Origin of the sequence: Frankia gtarii, assembly GCF_025403375.1 — a bacterium.
Taxonomy (GTDB): domain Bacteria; phylum Actinomycetota; class Actinomycetes; order Frankiales; family Frankiaceae; genus Frankia; species Frankia gtarii.
Genome location: NZ_JAMPTM010000149.1, coordinates 1 through 16,237, shown reverse-complemented (window position 1 = coordinate 16,237; position 16,237 = coordinate 1). Strand labels below are relative to the sequence as shown.

Below are 16,237 nucleotides of genomic sequence, written 5' to 3'. Positions count from 1 at the left end.
GCGCACCCCCACCCAGGTGCCACGGCCGCGTCCCGCCAGCCCGGCACCGACCGGCCATCCGATCCAGGGGGCCAGGCCGAGCGGCGCGGGCCGGCACAGCCGCTACGGCCGACGATCCCCGGAGTCGAATGCTGGAACCGTGTGTGGCCGGCCACCGGTGGGTGCTACTCGGCGTGGATGCTGACCGCCCGCGCATAGGAAGCACCGATGATCTTCGCGATGTCGGCCAGGATGTCGGCGGCGACCGCGTCGTCGAGCGACAACGACATCAGCGCCTCCCCGCCTGCCTGGATTCGGCTTACCTGGGCGCTGGCGATGTTGATGTGCGCCTCGCCGAGCAGCGCGCCGACCGCGCCGACGATCCCGGGCCGGTCCTCGTAGCGGAAGAAGGCCAGGTGCGCCTCGGGCCGGATGTCGACCTCGAAGCCGTCGATCGCGGTGATCTTCTCGACCTGCCGGGAGCCGACGAGGGTCCCGCTGACCGACACCGGGCTGCCGTCAGCGAGCACGCCGCGCACGGTCACCAGGTTGCGGTAGTCCGAGGAGCCCTCCTCGGAGGTCTCCAGGGTGACCTCGACGCCGCGCTCCTTCGCCAGCAACGGGGCGTTGACGTAGGTGACCTGCTCCTCGATGACGTCGGTGAAGACGCCCTTGAGCACGGCGAGCTGGAGCACCGAGACATCGTGGACCGCGATCTCCCCACGGACCTCGACGGTGATGGCGGCGGCGAGCCCGCCGGCGAGGCCGGAGAACAGCTGCCCCAGCTTCTCGGCGAGCGGCAGGCCCGGCCGAACGTCCTCGGCCACCACCCCGCCGGCCTGCACGTTGACCGCGTCCGGCACGAACTCGCCCTGCAGCGCGAGGCGCACCGAGCGAGCGACCGCGAGCCCGGCCTTGTCCTGAGCTTCCTGGGTGGAGGCGCCGAGATGCGGGGTGACCACCACGTTGTCGAGGCCGAACAGCGGCGAGGAGGTGGTCGGCTCGGTGACGAAGACGTCGATGCCGGCGCCGCCGACCTGGCCGGAGCTGATCGCCTCGGCGAGCGCCGCCTCGTCGACGAGTCCGCCACGGGCGGCGTTGACAATGATGACGCCGGGCTTGGTCCGGGCCAGTTCCTCTGCGCCGATCAGGCCAAGCGTCTCCGGCGTCTTGGGCAGGTGGATCGTGATCGCGTCGCTGCGCCGCAGCAACTCGTCGAGGTCGACGAGGGTGACGCCGAGCTGGGAGGCGCGCGCCACCGACACGTACGGGTCGTAGGCGATGACCTTCATGCCGAATCCGGCCAGCCGCTGCGCCACGAGAACCCCGATGCGGCCGAGGCCGACGACGCCGAGCGTCTTCTCGACCAGTTCGACGCCGGTGAACCGCGACCGCTTCCATTCCCCGCCGCGCAGCGACTGGTTCGCCGCCGGCACTCGGCGGGCGACGGCGAGCAGCAACGCGATCGCGTGCTCGGCGGCGCTGACGATGTTCGACGTGGGCGCGTTGACGACCATGACGCCGCGCTGGGTGGCGGCGGCCACGTCGACGTTGTCCAAGCCGATGCCGGCGCGGGCGACGACCTTGAGCCGGCTCGCCGCCGCGAGCGCCTCCGCGTCGATCTTGGTGGCGGAACGGACGATCACGGCGTCGACATCGGCGATCGCGGGTAGGAGGGCCGACCGGTCGGCGCCGTCGACGTGACGAAGCTCGAAGTCCCCGGACAGCACCTCCAGCCCGGCCGGCGACAGCTCCTCGGCAACGAGTACGACGGGCACTGGACCTCTCCTAGCAACCTCTGGTCAGGCCGGAGGCGACGCGCGGAACGAGGTGTGATCACGTGGCCGTCGGCCTGGCGGTGGTGAGCGTACTGACTGCGCGCCGGGTGGCGCGGCGGGCCCAGCCTACCGACGCGGGCTGCTCAGGCCGAACGCTTTCCGCACCGGTCCCGACGGAAATGCGCAATCCCCCGGGTGTGGTCCGACTGTCCGCGCCGTTCGACGGCCGGGCTCCGCCACCATCCGGCGGCGGAGCCCGGCACCGAACCGGCGTCGGCCGGCTGCCCGGCGATCCTTCTTGCTACCGGGCGATTCTTCTTGCTACTTGGCGATCCAGGACATCAGCGGCCGCAGCTTGGCCCCGACCTGCTCGATCGGGTGCTGCTTGCCCTCCTCCACGAGCTTGGTGAAGTTCGGCCGGCCGTTGTCGTCCTCGGCGACCCACTCGCGGGCGAACGTGCCATCCCGGATCTCGTCGAGAATCTTGCGCATCTCGGCCTTGACGGCCGGGGTGACCACCCGCGGGCCGCGGGTGACGTCGCCGTACTCGGCCGTGTCGGAGATCGAGTAGCGCATCTGCGAGATGCCGCCCTCATACATCAGGTCGACGATGAGCTTGAGCTCGTGCAGACACTCGAAGTAGGCGACCTCGGGGGTGTAACCCGCCTCGACCAGTGTCTCGAACCCGGCCTGGACCAGCGCGCTCGCGCCGCCGCAGAGCACCGCCTGCTCGCCGAACAGGTCGGTCTCGGTCTCCTCGGTGAAGGTGGTGCGCAGCGCACCGGCACGCGTGCCGCCGATGCCCTTGGCGTAGGCCAGCGCGACGGCGAGCGCGTTGCCGGACGCGTCGTTCTCGACGGCGACGAGGACGGGCACGCCCTTGCCCTCCTCGAACACCCGGCGCACGAGGTGACCGGGGCCCTTCGGCGCCACCATGAACACGTCGACGCCCGCCGGCGGCTCGATGAGCCCGTAGCGGATGTTGAACCCGTGGCCGAACGCCAGGGCCTTGCCCTCGCTCAGGTGCGGGGCGATGGACTCGGCGTAGATCTTGCGGTGGGTGGTGTCCGGGGTGAGCAGCATGATGATGTCGGCCTCGGCGGACGCCTCCGCCGGGGTGAGCACGCGCAGGCCCTCCTCGGCGGCCTTCGCTCGGCTGCGGCTTTCCGCGGGCAGGCCGATCCGCACGTCGACGCCGCTGTCGCGAAGGTTCAGCGCGTGCGCGTGGCCCTGGCTGCCGTAACCGATGACGGCGACCTTGCGGCCGGCCAGAACGTCGAGCGACGCGTCGTCGTCGTAGTAGATCTCGACCATCGTGGGGGTGTCTCCTCGTTGAGTGAAGGGAAATGCGGGCACGGCCTGGCCGGGATCACCGCGATCGCCGCGGTACGCGCGGGGCCGCTGCGGCCGACCAGATGGAGCGAGCCGACCGTCAGGCCGACCGGTCGACGGCGCGCAGGCTGCGGTCGGTGATCGACCGCGCGCCGCGGCCGAGCGCCACCATGCCGGACTGGACGAGCTCCCGGATCCCGAACGGCTCCAGCATCCGGATGAGGGCGTCCAGCTTGTCACGGGTGCCCGTCGCCTCGATCGTGACGGCGTCCGGGGCGACGTCGACCACCTTCGCACGGAACAAGGTGACGGTTTCCAGCACCTGGGACCGGACGGACGGGTCGACCCGCACCTTGATCAACATCAGCTCACGCTGCACCGAGACGGAGGTGTCCATCTCGACGATCTTCAGGACGTTGACCAACTTGTTGAGCTGCTTGGTCACCTGCTCCAGCGGCAGGTCCTCGACGGCGACGACGATCGTCATCCGAGAGACGTCCGGGTGCTCGGTCGGGCCGACGGCGAGCGACTCGATGTTGAACCCGCGCCGGGAGAACAGGCCGGAGACTCGGGCGAGCACCCCCGGCTTGTTCTCCACCAGCACGGACAGGGTGTGCCGGGTCATGATGTCGCGCTCCTGGTTCGGCAACGGAAAGTTCGCGGCGCGGAAATTCGCTGCCCGCCGGGCCGCCGGTCGGGCCGCCGGGCGGGCGGGCGCGCGCCGGCGGCGCGGTCGGTGGCCGTCACAGGTTCACCTCGACGTCGCCGGAGTAGTCGAAGTCGGGCGCGAGGTCGCGGGCGACCCGGATGTCGTCGTTGCTGGCACCGGCGGCGACCATCGGCCACACCATGGCGTCGGGGTGGACGACGAAGTCCACGACCACGGGGGCGTCGTCGATCGCCATCGCCTTCTCGATCGTCGCGTCGACCTCGGCGGCCGAGTCGCACCGCAGCCCGACGCAGCCCAGCGCCTCGGCGAGGCGGACGAAGTCCGGCACCCGCTTGACTCCGGTCCGCGGCGACCCCGGATGCGTGCCGAGCTCGGTGTTCGAGTACCGCTTGTCGTAGAACAGGGTCTGCCATTGCCGGACCATCCCGAGCGACCCGTTGTTGATGATCGCGACCTTGATCGGGATGCCCTCCAGTGCGCAGGTGGCGAGCTCCTGGTTGGTCATCTGGAAGCAGCCGTCGCCGTCGATCGCCCACACGGTGGCGTCCGGGCGGCCGACCTTGGCGCCCATCGCGGCCGGCACGGCGAAGCCCATCGTCCCGGCGCCGCCGGAGTTCAGCCAGGTGTAGGGGTTCTCGTAGGAGATGAACTGCGCGGCCCACATCTGATGCTGGCCGACCCCCGCCGCGAAGATTGTCTCCGGCCCGGAGATGCGGCCGAGCCGCTCGATGACGTGCTGCGGCGCCAGCGACCCGTCGGCCGGGGATTCGTAGCCCAGCGGGTAGGTGCGCCGCCAGCCGTCCAGGGTGCGCCACCAGCCCTCGAGGTCCGGGCGGGGCTCGGCGGCCAGCGCGGCGATCAGCTCGCTGATCACCTCTCGGCAGTCCCCGACGATCGGCACGTCGGCGGTGCGGTTCTTGCCGATCTCGGCGGGATCGATGTCGGCGTGGATGATCGCGGCGTGCGGCGCGAACGAGGCCAGCCTGCCGGTGACCCGGTCGTCGAAGCGGGCGCCGAGAGTGATCAGCAGGTCCGCCTTCTGCAGCGCGGTCACCGCGGCGACCGAACCGTGCATTCCGGGCATGCCCAGATGCTGGGGGTGCGAGTCGGGGAAGGCGCCGCGGGCCATCAGCGTGGTGACGACCGGGATGCCGGTCAGCTCCGCCAGCGTGCGCAGCTCCGCGGCGGCGCGGGCCCTGAGCACGCCGCCGCCGATGTACAGCACCGGCCGCCGGGACGCGCTGATCAGCTTCGCCGCTTCGCGCACCTGCTTGCTGTGCGGCCGGATGATCGGGCGGTAGCCGGGCAGGTCGAGCGTGGGCGGCCAGATCTCGTGCGGCAGCACCGAGGTGACCGACTGCAGGATGTCCTTGGGCAGGTCGACCAGGACGGGGCCGGGGCGACCCGTGCTCGCCAGGTGGAAGGCCTCGGCGATCGTCCGCGGGATGTCGTCGACGGACTGGACGAGGAAGTTGTGCTTGGTGATCGGCAGCGTGATGCCGCAGATGTCCGCTTCCTGGAAGGCATCCGTCCCGATCGAGGCGCTGGGCACCTGCCCGGTGATCGCGACCATCGGCACCGAGTCCATGTAGGCGTCCGCGATCGGGGTGACCAGGTTCGTCGCCCCCGGACCCGACGTCGCCATGCACACTCCCACCCGCCCGGTGGCCTGGGCGTACCCCTCGGCGGCGTGGCCGGCACCCTGCTCGTGACGGACGAGGATGTGGCGCACCCGCGTGGAGTCGAACAACGGGTCGTAGGCGGGCAGAATCGCGCCGCCGGGGATGCCGAAGACCACATCGGCTCCGACCGCTTCGAGGGAGTGGACGAGCGACTGGGCTCCGGTGATCTCTCGTGTCATCTGGGCGTCTTCCTTGACAGGCCGGGAATCTGCGACAGCGGGTGGTCTCGGCGGGCGGAACGCGGGGCGCGCGATGGACTCGGTCACGTGATGGGGCTGGATCACGAACGAGGGTGGAGCTGGGCACGAAAAAGCCCCTCGTGCCTAAGGCACTGAGGGGCGGCGCACGAGTCGAGGTCGTCGACTACGCGCGCTCTGAGCGTACAAGAATCTGACTGTGCACAGACATACCGTGCCGGAGATTGAGCCGTACGTCAAGCAGCGACCGCAGGTGGCCGCCCCACAGACCCTGCCGGCGGGTCACCGCGGCCAGGTGCTCGAGGCCGGCCAGGCCGGCGAGGCTGCCCGGCGGACGGGGCAGGATCAGCGACCGCCGGAGCCGGGCGCGGCCACCGTGCCGCCGTCGAGGGCGGTCAGGAAGCGGGCGGCGACCGGGGCAGCCGTCTCGGCGCCGAAGCCACCGTCCTCGACGACGACGGCGAAGGCCACGTCGCCCCGGTAGCCGACGAACCAGGCGTGGGTGGGCGGCGGGTCGCCGTCGGCGTACTCGGCCGTGCCGGTCTTGCCGTAGACCTCTCCGGGCATCGGCACGCTCGCGGCGGTGCCCTCGGTGACGACGGCCCGCATGAAGTCCCGCAGCGGCGGGAGCACCGCGGGCGGGATGGCGTTGCTGCGCGCCGGCTGACCGGCGACGAACGGCTGACGCCACGTGCCGCTGGCGACGGCCGCCGCCACGCTGGCCATCTGCAGGGGCGAGACCTCGATGCGGGCCTGCCCGATCGACGCCGAGGCGGACTCGACCGAGTCACGCGGGGTCGGGAAGCTCCCACCGACGCTGGCGATGTCCAGCGGCGCCCGGCCGTCGAAGCCGTAGAGCTGGGCGGCCTTCTCCAGGGCGTCGGCCGGCAGCGACTCCTCCAGCCGGATGAACGCGGTGTTACAGCTCTTGGCGAAGGCGGTCCGCAACGGGATGGGGCCGAACTGCTCGGCCTCGGCGTTCTGGAAGGTCCGCCCGCCCACGCTGACCGTCTGGGTGCAGTCCAGCGGGGTGCTCGCCGTCTTGCCGCTCATCAGCGCGGCGGTAGCCGTCACGATCTTGAAGGTGGAGCCCGGCGGGTACTTGCCGCGCACAGCCCGGCTCGCCCCGCTCGGCGGATGGTTCGCCAGAGCCAGCACACCACCCGTGCGGGTGTCGATGGCGACCATCGCCGCGGTGGGTCGGGCCGCGGTCGCGAGCGCCGTCTCGGCGGCCTGCTGGACCCGCAGGTCGAGGGTCGTCCGAACGGACTCGCCGTCGGTCATCGGGTAGGTGTGCAGCGTCTGGACGGTGGCGCCCCGCGCGTCGCGCACGACGACCGCGCCGCCCTGGGCGCGCAGCCGATCGTCGTAGACGCGCTGCAGCCCCGACAGCGGATCGACCCGGCCGACGAGGTTGCCGGCGAGGTCCCCGGAATCGCGCAGCGGCTGGCCGTCGGCGGCGAGCAGGCCGCCGCGATGGCCGGTCGAGGCTGTCCGGTCCAGGTGCAGCCCGGGGCGCAGGGCGGGATGCACGGAGGCCGCCTCCGCCCGGACCTTCCAGCCTCGGCCGGTGTCGACGAGGTTCAGCGCCCCCGCGTATTCCAGCGGTGCCGGCAGGCCGGACAGGTCGAGCCGCGCCACGTAGGGCGCGGACGCCGTCCGGCCGTCGCGGTCGATCGATCCCGGGGTGAAAGTGGCCCCGGTGACCAGCAGCCGGTCACGCACGTCGGCCATCGTGGTCAGCAGTGCCGCGACGTCGATGCCGCCGGGCACGGACACCGCGCTCACCGCGGTCCGACCAGCCCCGTCATGGCCGCCGGCCGCCGCCGACCCGGGGGGCACCGCTCCGGCCGCGGCCGGTGTCGCCGCCGCGCCGCTCCCGCTACCCGGGGCGGCGCTGGCCGGGGACGCCGAGCCGGCCGAGGCGGGCGTCGCCGTCCCGCCGGTGGTGGTCAGGGTTCGCCAGGCGGCGAGGTAGGCCGCAGCCGCGGCCTGGACCCGACGGTCGGTCGCCCGCTCGTCGGACCGGTTCTTCAGGACGTAACCGATCCCGCTGGCGGCGGCCAGGACGACGACCACCACGGCGGCGATGATCGCCCGCCGGCGGCCCCGGCCCCGACGCCGCGACGTCGATGCGGTGAATCCGGACGGAGTGAGGGGCATGACGAGACGCCTCCCCTCGCAGACGACTGCCCGATCGGAGACCCACCCTACGAAGGCCCCCGGCACTGCGCACCCGACGCGCCGGCCGGCGTCGGCAACTCGACACGCGGGTCCGACACGGTGGGAGAACGTGGTCTTCCCGGGCTCAGGCCACGCCGGGTCAACCTTCGGCACCCACGACACGCACCGCGAAACGGGATGTTCACCCCGAACCCGACGCGACCCGCGTAATCAGGTATAGCAGCCGATAAGCCGCCATAGGCGCCAGCACGGCACGATGTGGATCGTAGCGGTCGGCCGGGGAGCGGTGGAATCCGGCCATGACGGCGGGCAGCCCAGTCGATCAGGATGCGCCGAGGCGCTCCAGCAGCAGGCCCCGCACACTGGCCGCGTCCGCCTGACCCTTCATCGCCTTCATCACCGCGCCGACCAGCGGGCCGACGGCGTTGACCTTGCCGCCGCGGACCTTTTCCGCGATGTCCGGCGCCGTGGCGATCGCGGCGTCGACCGCCGCTGTGAGCGCCCCGTCGTCCGCGACGACGGCGAGGCCGCGCCCGGCGATGACCTCATCCGGGGTGCCCTCGCCTGCCAGCACGCCGTCGATGACCTTGCGGGCAAGTGCGTCGGTGAGCTCGCCACTGGCGACGAGCACGGTGATCCGCGCGATGTCGGCCGGGCTGATCGCGAGGTCGTTGGGCTGGCTGCCGGCGTCGGCGGCGCGCCGCGCCAGCTCGTTGAGCCACCACTTGCGCGCCGCCACCGGGGTCGCCCCGGCGGCCACGGTCTGCTCCACCAGGTCCAGCACGCCGGCGTTGCGCAGGTCGGTCAGGTCCCGGACGGTGTAGCCGTGCTCGGCGATGAGCCGGGCACGGCGCGCCGCGGGCAGCTCCGGCAGGCCGGCGCGCAGCTCGTCGACGTACTGCACGGGCAACGCCAGCGGGGTCAGGTCCGGCTCCGGGAAGTACCGGTAGTCGGTCGCCTCCTCCTTGGACCGGCCGGGCGACGTCCGCCCGGCCGCCTCGTCGAAGTGACGGGTCTCCTGGCGGATCCGCTCGCCGTCGTCAAGCCGGCCGGCCTGGCGGGAGATCTCGTAGCGCACGGCCCGCTCCACCGACCGCAGCGAGTTGAGGTTCTTCGTCTCGGAGCGGGTGCCGAACGGTGCGTCGGGCTCGCCGGGGGCCGGACGGCGACGCAGCGACACGTTCGCGTCGCAGCGCAGCGAGCCCTGCTCCATCCGCACGTCGGACACGTCGAGGGTGCGGATGAGCTCGCGCAGCTCGTCGACGTAGGCGCGGGCCACCTCCGGCGAACGGACGTCGGGCTCGGTGACGATCTCGACGAGCGGAATCCCGGCCCGGTTGTAGTCCACCAGCGAGTGGGTCGCGCCGTGGATGCGCCCGGTGGCGCCGCCGACGTGCAGCGACTTGCCGGTGTCCTCCTCCATGTGCACGCGGGTGATCCCGACCCGGTGCACCTCGCCGTCGACCTCGACGTCGAGCCAGCCGTCCGTGCACAGCGGCTCGTCGAACTGGCTGATCTGGAAGTTCTTCGGCATGTCCGGATAGAAGTAGTTCTTCCGCGCGAACCGGCACCAGGACGCGATGTCGCAGTGCAGCGCGAGGCCGATCATGACGGCGAAACGCACCGCCGCCTCGTTGACCACCGGCAGCGCACCGGGCAGACCGAGGCAGACCGGGCAGACCTGCGTGTTGGGTTCGGCGCCGAACGCCGTGGGGCAGCCGCAGAACATCTTGGAGACGGTGCCGAGCTCGACGTGCGTCTCCAACCCGATCACCGGCTCGTAACGGGCGAGCGCGTCGGCGTAGGAGGGCAGCGCGCTGGCGGGAGCCGCAGTGCTCACCGGGGGTACTCCTCGTGGGTCGCTGGGTGCGCGGGTCGGCCGGTCATGACGACGAGTCGTCGGTGGAACCGGACTCGGCGGAGGTGGGCTCGGCGGAGGTGGGCTCGGCGGAGGTGGGCTCGGCGGCCCCGCCGGATCCGGCAGGCGGGCCCGAGCGGGTGTCGCGCAGGTGCACGTAGCTGAGGAACACCGCGGCCGGCAGGCCCAGCACGCCCCAGACGAGCAGGATCGGGCTCGTCGTGGCGATGCCGAGGCCCAGCACCACGACGGTGAGCAGCCAGACCATGATGACCAGGAGGCGGTCCTGCCGGCCGCTGCGCAGATTCACCATCGCCGGCCCCCTCCGTCAGGCCCTGTCGCCGATCCGGGCCGTCCCTGCCGGGCGGTCACAGCGCCGGGGCCTCGTCGAGCAGCGCGTGCCCGCGCTGGGCGTCAAGGGCCTCTTCCAGCGCCCCGCCGACCAGGTAGAGCCGGTCGTCGGCAAACGGCGGCGCCATGATCTGGATACCCACCGGCAGCCCGTCCACCAGGCCCGCCGGCAGGCTCATCGCCGGGCCACCGGCCAGGTTCGAGGGGATGGTGCACAGATCCGACAGGTACATGGCGACGGGGTCGTCCACCTTCGCGCCGAGCGGGAACGCCGGGGTCGGAGTGGTGGGCGAGACCAGCACGTCGACCCGTTCGAACGCCGCGGCGAAGTCCCGGCTGATCAACGTGCGGACCTTCTGCGCCTGCCCGTAGTAGGCGTCGTAGTAGCCCGAGGACAGCGCGTAGGTACCGAGAATGATCCGCCGCTTGACCTCCGGACCGAAGCCGGCCTCGCGGGTGCGGCTCATGACCTCCTCGGCGCCGGCCTGGCCGTCGTCGCCGATCCGCAGCCCGAACCGCATCGCGTCGAAGCGCGCCAGGTTGGACGAGCACTCGCTCGGCGCAATCAGGTAGTAGGCGGGCAGCGCGTAGGTGAAGTGCGGGCAGCTCACCTCGACGACCTCGGCGCCGAGCGCGGTCAGCGTCTCGACGGCGGCGGTGAAGGCGACCTGCACCCCAGGGTCGTAGCCGTCACCGGCGAGCTCCCGCACGACGCCGACCCGCAGGCCGCGGATGTCGCGCCGGCCCGCCGCCTCGACCACGGCCGGCACCGGCACGTCGACGCTGGTGGAGTCGAGCGGGTCGTGACCGGCGATCGCTGCGTGCAGCAGCGCCGCGTCGGTGACGGTGCGGGCCAGTGGGCCCGCCTGGTCCAGCGAGCTGGAGAAGGCGACCAGACCGTAGCGGCTCACGCCGCCGTAGGTGGGCTTCACCCCGACCAGCCCGCAGACCGCGGCCGGCTGGCGGATGGAGCCGCCCGTGTCGGTGCCGATCGCCAGCGGGGCCTCGAAGGCCGCGACCGCCGCGGCGCTGCCACCGCTGCTGCCGCCCGGGATGCGGGTGGTGTCCCACGGGTTGCGGGTCGGCCCGTAGGCGGAGTTCTCCGTGGACGAGCCCATGGCGAACTCGTCCATGTTGACCTTGCCGAGCAGGACGACATCCGCCGCCCGCAGCCGGCTGACGACGGTCGCGTCGTACGGCGCGTGCCAGCCCTCGAGGATCCGGCTGCCGCAGGTGGTCGGCATGCCGCGCGCGGTCAGGACGTCCTTGAGTGCCAGTGGCACCCCGGCGAGCGGGCCGAGCCGCTCCCCGGCCGCCCGGCGCTCGTCAACGGAGCGGGCCGCGGCGAGCGCTCCCTCGGCGTCGACGTGCAGGAAGGCATGGATGGTGTGGTCGACCTTGGCGATGCGATCGAGCGCCGCCTGGGTCGCCTCGACGGCGCTCAGCTCGCCCGCGGCGATCGCCGCGGCCGTGGCCGCGGCGGTCAGCTGCACGACGTCTGTCGTGGCGGCTGCGCTGGTCGTGGCGGAAGGTGTCGGGTGGTCCGTCATGCGGGCGGCGACCTCACTCGTCCGGATCAAGGATGCGGGGCACCCGGAAGCGGCCGTCCTCGGTGGCGGGGGCGCCGGCCAGGGCCTCGGCGACGGGCAGCGACGGGCGGGCGACGTCCGGGCGCATGACGTTCGTCAGCGGCACGGCATGACTGGTCGGTGGGATGTCTGCCGCGGCGACCTCGGCCACCCGGGCGACCGCCGACAGGATCGCCTCGAGCTGCGGTGCCAGCGCGTCCAGCTCGTCGTCGGTCACCGACATCCGCGAGAGCCGGGCGAGATGGGCTACCTCGTCCCGCGTGATCCCCATTGCGTGTGGCCCCTTCGTGCGCGGTGGGCGCGAGGCCCGTGACTGGTCGTGCGTGCCGCGGGCGGCTGCCGGGAGAACCGGGGACTCCGGACCGCCCGGAGGCTGGCCACGGGGGAGAGATCCGGACCGGACGCTTCGCCGCGTCGACGTCATGTCATGGTACGGGCCGGGGCGCGGCCGGCACGGACCTCACCCCGCCGACCTGCCGGCCGAGGGTGTCCCCGCGGCGCCGCCGCCCCGCCTCGCCAGCTCCCCGCCGGGCGCCTGACCAGGCAAGCGGCGGCGCGCCGCGTCATCTCGGCGTGACCGGTAGGCCATGCCCACGACACGCTTTTTGTGCATGCTCAACTACATGTCGCACCTGCTGCGCGTCGTATTACCGGACCGCCCGGGCACCCTTGGCGCCGTCGCCACCGCCCTGGGCGCCGCCGGCATCGACATCGCCAGCGTCACGGTCGTGGAGCGCACCCCCGCCGGCGCGGTCGACGACCTGCTCGTCATGCTGCCCCCGGGAGGACTCGCGGATCGGGCGATCAGCGCGGTCCAGTCGGTGCCGGGTGTGGTCGTCGAGTCGCTGCGCCCGTTCCTCGCGGACGGCGGCGGCGTCGCCAGCGACCTCGACCTCGTCGACGCGCTGACCGAGCGGCCCCTCGACGCCGCCGCGACGCTGACGGAGCTGGCCCCGGCCGTGTTCAACGCGGACTGGGCGGTGCTGCTCGAACACGTGGGCACCGGCGACGTGCGGGTGCGGGAGACCTCGGTCGGCGCGCCCACGCTCGGCGGGGACGACCTCGGCGTGCCCGAACGGGTCCGGTTGCCGCTGCCCTGGCTGCCGCTGGACCGGGCGCGACGGATCGGACCGGACGAAGGCGCCTTCCCGCCTCGCTGGGAGGCGGTCAGCATGGAGCTCGCCGCGGCACCCGTCGGCGGCGACCGACTGGTCGTCCTCATCGGCCGTCCCGGAGGGCCGGCCTTCCGTGCCTCCGAGCTCGAGCGGCTGGCCCACCTCGCCGGCATCGCGGCGAGCCTGAGCAGGACGGATCGCCTCTGACCGGGACCCCGTCAGCTCTTGCCCCGGGTCAGCGCGGCTGGGCGTCGTCCTGCGCCTGCGCGGCCCGGCGGGCGGCGTCGGCGTCCGGGGCGGAGTCGGCGTCCGGGGCGGCGTCGGCGGGCACGGCCCGCTCGCGCGCGGCGTCCGCGCCGCGTTCGAGCAGCACGGCGAACCCGGCCTCGTCCAGCACCGGTACGCCGAGGCTGCGCGCCTTGTCGTACTTGGCGGCCCCCGGATCGGCACCGACGACGACGAACGCCGTCTTCCTGCTCACCGAACCAGTGACCTTGCCCCCGCGGCCCTGCACCGCCTCGGTCGCCGAGTCCCGACTCCAGGCGTCGAGCGTCCCCGTGATGACCACCGCGACACCGTCGAGCGGGCGGGGGCCCTCCTCGGCCCCGGCGTCGGCGAGCGAGGCGCCGCCGGCGGCGATGCGGGCGACGATGTCGCGGTGACGGGCGTCGGCGAACCAGTCCACCACCGCACGTGCGATCTTCGGGCCGACGCCCTCGACGGCGGCGAGCTGCTCGGCGGGGGCGGCGGCGATCGCGTCGAGCGAGCGCAGCTCCCGGGCGAGCCCGCGGGCCGCGGTCGGCCCCACGTGGCGGATGGACAGGCCGACCAGCAGCCGCCACAGCGGCCGGTGGCGGGCCGCCTCGACGCCGCGCAGGATCTGGTCGATCTTCTTCTGGCCGAAGCCGCGCAGCCCCTCGAACGACTCCGCCGTCAGGTGGAAGATGTCCCCGATGTCGTGGACGCGATCCGCCTCCAGCAGGGCGATCGCCGTCTCGTAGCCGAGTCCGTCGATGTCCAGCGCACCCCGCGAGGCGATGTGGAAGATCGACTCGCGTAGCTGCGCCGGGCAGGAGTAGGTGTTCGGGCAGCGGATGTCCACCTCGCCCTCGGGGCGCACCAGCTCGGTGCCGCACTCGGGGCAGTGGGTGGGCATGACGAAGGCGCGCTCCGTGCCGTCGCGCAGGTCGACGACCGGGCCGACGATCTCCGGGATCACGTCACCGGCCTTGCGGAGCACGACCGTGTCGCCGATGAGGACGCCCTTGCGGCCGACCTCGTCGACGTTGTGCAGGGTCGCGAGCCCCACGGTCGACCCCGCGACCAGCACCGGCTCCAGTTCGCCGAACGGCGTGACCCGGCCCGTGCGGCCGACGTTCACCCGGATGTCGCGCAGCTTCGTCGTGACCTCCTCGGGCGGGTACTTGAAGGCCACCGCCCACCGCGGCGCCTTCGACGTCGACCCCAGCCGGCGCTGCAGGGCGAACGCGTCGACCTTGACGACCACCCCGTCGATCTCGTGGGCGACGTCGTGGCGGGCCTGCCCCCAACGGTGTATGTACGCCAGCACGTCGCCCACCGACGCCAGCACCTCGAAGTGGGTCGAGACGGGCAGCCCGAACTCGGCGAGCCGGGTGTAGGTCGCCGACTGGGAGGCGGCGTCGAACCCGCGCCGCACCCCCAGCCCATGGATGATCATGTCAAGGGGGCGGGTGGCGGTGACCCGGGGATCCTTCTGGCGCAGCGACCCGGCCGCGGCGTTGCGCGGGTTGGCGAACGGCTTGCCGCCCCCGGCCACCAGCGATGCATTGAGCTCGGCGAACTTCTCGGTCGGGAAGAAGACCTCGCCGCGGACCTCCAGCAGCTCTGGCACGCCCGCCCCGCGCAGCCGGGTCGGCACGCTCGCCAGCGTGCGGATGTTGGGGGTGATGTCCTCCCCCGTGCGCCCGTCGCCGCGGGTCGCCGCGCGCACGAGCCGGCCGTCGGAGTAGACGAGGTCCACGGCGAGCCCGTCAATCTTCAGCTCGCACAGCCAGGCGTCGACCTCGGTCTCCCGGGCTGCCCGCGCGGCCCACTGGTGGAACTCGTCGTCGTCGAAGACGTTGTCCAGCGACAGCAGCCGTTCGAGATGCTCGACCGGGGTGAACAGGGTCGAGTACGACCCGGCCACCTTCTGCGTCGGCGAATTCGGGGTGCGCAGCTCGGGATGGCGCTCCTCGAGCGCGGTGAGCTCACCCGTCAGCCGGTCGTACTCGGCGTCGGCGACGGTCGGCGAGTCCAGCACGTAGTACCGGTAGGCGTGTTCGTCCAGCTCGCGGGCGAGCTCGGCGGCGCGGGCCCGGTCCGCGACAGACGCGACGACGCCCGGCTCGGCCCCGGCACCGGCCTCGGCCGCCGCCACGTCGCCGGAGTCCACCGACGCGCTCATGCCGGTGCGTCGACCAGGACGCGGCCTGCCCGACGGCAGTGCCGTATGACCGCCCTGGCCTCGTCGAGGCCGAATCCCGCAAGGCCGCACGCGGGTGCCACGGCGACCACCTCCCCGAGCTGTTCGGGCCGGAATCCAAGCCGGCTCCACAATGCGGTGACGGGTTCGACGGTACGGCGGACGTCCGACAAGTTCGGGAACCCGCCGCCGGTGGCCACCAGGCCCGCGATAATCCGCACCCCGGCCTCCACAAGCTCGCCGACCGCGTCATCCTGGGCCCAGGTCAGCAGAGCGGTGTCGAGCCCGACGAAGTCCATTCCGGCGCCGTGCAGCGCCGCCAGCGGCACGTCCGGGGCGCAGCAGTGCACGCCGATCCCGGCGACGCCGGTCAGCGCCCGGATGGCCTCGGCGAGGGCCGCAAGCCGCTGCTCCACCAGGCCCGCCTCGACGGCCGGCACCACCGAGAAGCCGCTGGGCGTGCGCACCCGGCCGGCCAGCACCGCCGGCAGCAACGGCTCGTCGAGCTGGACGACGAACTGCGCGCCAGGGACCCGTCGAGCGAGGTCGCCGAGATGCTCGGCCAGGCCCGCCGTGAGCGCCTCGGCGAGGTCGCGGGTCGCCCCGGTGTCGGACAGCGCCTTGTGCCCGCGGGGCAGCTCGAGCTCGGCGGCCAGCGTCCACGGCCCGGCCACGGCGACCTTGATCGGCCCGGAGTACCCGTCGGCGACGTCGGTCAACGCGTCGAGGTCCCGTCGCAGCAGGTCCCGGGATCTGCGCAGGTCGTGGCCCGGCCGGGGCACCAGCCGCCAGCCGGCCGGCTGCAGGTCGACGGGCAGGTCGAGCAGGATCGCCCCAGCTCGACCGATCATCGTGGCGCCGGGCCCGCGAGCCGGCAGCTCCGGCAGCTGCGGCAGGTCCGGCAGCTCGTCGAACACCATCTTCGTGGCCTCGACCGGATCGGTGCCCGGCAGAGATCCCACGCCGGTGGCCGAGCCGGCCGGCCACAGCGGCGTGCGGCCTACCTCAGTGCTCATCGAGACTCATGCCGCCATTGTGGCCGACACCCCCCGGCGC

At 72.9% G+C, this 16,237-nt stretch carries 12 protein-coding genes; 1 reads left to right on the top strand and 11 read right to left on the bottom strand.

Annotated features, from left to right (window positions below; genetic code table 11):
• Positions 1-164 precede the first annotated feature (164 nt).
• From serA to gatC, 9 genes are all read right to left on the bottom strand, one after another.
• A complete protein-coding gene (serA, locus tag NBZ83_RS20165; protein ID WP_261568284.1) occupies positions 165-1,757 on the bottom strand; it encodes a phosphoglycerate dehydrogenase in 1,593 nt (530 codons plus the stop codon).
• Between the two features lie 321 nt (positions 1,758-2,078).
• On the bottom strand, positions 2,079-3,071 hold the full coding sequence (gene ilvC, locus NBZ83_RS20160) for a ketol-acid reductoisomerase (RefSeq protein ID WP_261568285.1): 993 nt from the start codon (positions 3,069-3,071) through the stop codon (positions 2,079-2,081).
• Positions 3,072-3,189: 118 nt separating this feature from the next.
• On the bottom strand, positions 3,190-3,714 hold the full coding sequence (gene ilvN, locus NBZ83_RS20155) for an acetolactate synthase small subunit (RefSeq protein WP_261568286.1): 525 nt from the start codon (positions 3,712-3,714) through the stop codon (positions 3,190-3,192).
• 118 nt (positions 3,715-3,832) lie between these two features.
• A complete protein-coding gene (locus tag NBZ83_RS20150; RefSeq protein WP_261568287.1) occupies positions 3,833-5,707 on the bottom strand; it encodes an acetolactate synthase large subunit in 1,875 nt (624 codons plus the stop codon).
• Between the two features lie 276 nt (positions 5,708-5,983).
• Complete coding sequence (locus tag NBZ83_RS20145) at positions 5,984-7,801, bottom strand: penicillin-binding transpeptidase domain-containing protein (RefSeq protein WP_261568288.1); 1,818 nt, start codon at positions 7,799-7,801, stop codon at positions 5,984-5,986.
• 343 nt (positions 7,802-8,144) lie between these two features.
• A complete protein-coding gene (gatB, locus tag NBZ83_RS20140) occupies positions 8,145-9,662 on the bottom strand; it encodes an Asp-tRNA(Asn)/Glu-tRNA(Gln) amidotransferase subunit GatB (RefSeq protein WP_261568289.1) in 1,518 nt (505 codons plus the stop codon).
• 43 nt (positions 9,663-9,705) lie between these two features.
• Positions 9,706-9,993, bottom strand: a complete 288-nt coding sequence (locus NBZ83_RS20135) for a hypothetical protein (protein ID WP_261575582.1) — start codon at positions 9,991-9,993, stop codon at positions 9,706-9,708.
• A 55-nt stretch (positions 9,994-10,048) separates the two neighbouring features.
• Complete coding sequence (gene gatA / locus NBZ83_RS20130; RefSeq protein ID WP_261568291.1) at positions 10,049-11,581, bottom strand: Asp-tRNA(Asn)/Glu-tRNA(Gln) amidotransferase subunit GatA; 1,533 nt, start codon at positions 11,579-11,581, stop codon at positions 10,049-10,051.
• 13 nt (positions 11,582-11,594) lie between these two features.
• The gene (gene gatC, locus NBZ83_RS20125; RefSeq protein ID WP_261553985.1) at positions 11,595-11,891 is read right to left on the bottom strand and encodes an Asp-tRNA(Asn)/Glu-tRNA(Gln) amidotransferase subunit GatC; all 297 of its coding nucleotides are present in this window, start codon (positions 11,889-11,891) and stop codon (positions 11,595-11,597) included.
• A 340-nt stretch (positions 11,892-12,231) separates the two neighbouring features.
• On the opposite strand from gatC, the gene NBZ83_RS20120 reads away from it, so the two are divergent.
• The gene (locus NBZ83_RS20120; RefSeq protein ID WP_261568292.1) at positions 12,232-12,942 is read left to right on the top strand and encodes an ACT domain-containing protein; all 711 of its coding nucleotides are present in this window, start codon (positions 12,232-12,234) and stop codon (positions 12,940-12,942) included.
• 28 nt (positions 12,943-12,970) lie between these two features.
• On the opposite strand, the gene ligA is transcribed toward NBZ83_RS20120, so the two are convergent.
• Entirely contained in the window at positions 12,971-15,163 is a 2,193-nt protein-coding gene (gene ligA, locus NBZ83_RS20115) for an NAD-dependent DNA ligase LigA (protein WP_261575581.1), read from the bottom strand.
• Positions 15,160-16,197, bottom strand: a complete 1,038-nt coding sequence (locus tag NBZ83_RS20110) for a methionine synthase (protein ID WP_261575580.1) — start codon at positions 16,195-16,197, stop codon at positions 15,160-15,162. Before NBZ83_RS20110 ends, ligA begins: the two co-directional genes overlap by 4 nt.
• Between the last annotated feature and the right edge of the window lie 40 nt (positions 16,198-16,237).

What these genes read in the sequence shown, in the direction of transcription:
- NBZ83_RS20135 (WP_261575582.1), bottom strand. Translation starts at nt 9,993, where the DNA reads ATGGTGAATCTGCGCAGCGGCCGGCAGGACCGCCTCCTGGTCATCATG.
- NBZ83_RS20145 (WP_261568288.1), bottom strand. Translation starts at nt 7,801, where the DNA reads ATGCCCCTCACTCCGTCCGGATTCACCGCATCGACGTCGCGGCGTCGG.
- gatA (WP_261568291.1), bottom strand. Translation starts at nt 11,581, where the DNA reads ATGACGGACCACCCGACACCTTCCGCCACGACCAGCGCAGCCGCCACG.
- ilvN (WP_261568286.1), bottom strand. Translation starts at nt 3,714, where the DNA reads ATGACCCGGCACACCCTGTCCGTGCTGGTGGAGAACAAGCCGGGGGTG.
- gatC (WP_261553985.1), bottom strand. Translation starts at nt 11,891, where the DNA reads ATGGGGATCACGCGGGACGAGGTAGCCCATCTCGCCCGGCTCTCGCGG.
- NBZ83_RS20120 (WP_261568292.1), top strand. Translation starts at nt 12,232, where the DNA reads ATGCTCAACTACATGTCGCACCTGCTGCGCGTCGTATTACCGGACCGC.
- ilvC (WP_261568285.1), bottom strand. Translation starts at nt 3,071, where the DNA reads ATGGTCGAGATCTACTACGACGACGACGCGTCGCTCGACGTTCTGGCC.
- ligA (WP_261575581.1), bottom strand. Translation starts at nt 15,163, where the DNA reads ATGAGCGCGTCGGTGGACTCCGGCGACGTGGCGGCGGCCGAGGCCGGT.
- NBZ83_RS20110 (WP_261575580.1), bottom strand. Translation starts at nt 16,197, where the DNA reads ATGAGCACTGAGGTAGGCCGCACGCCGCTGTGGCCGGCCGGCTCGGCC.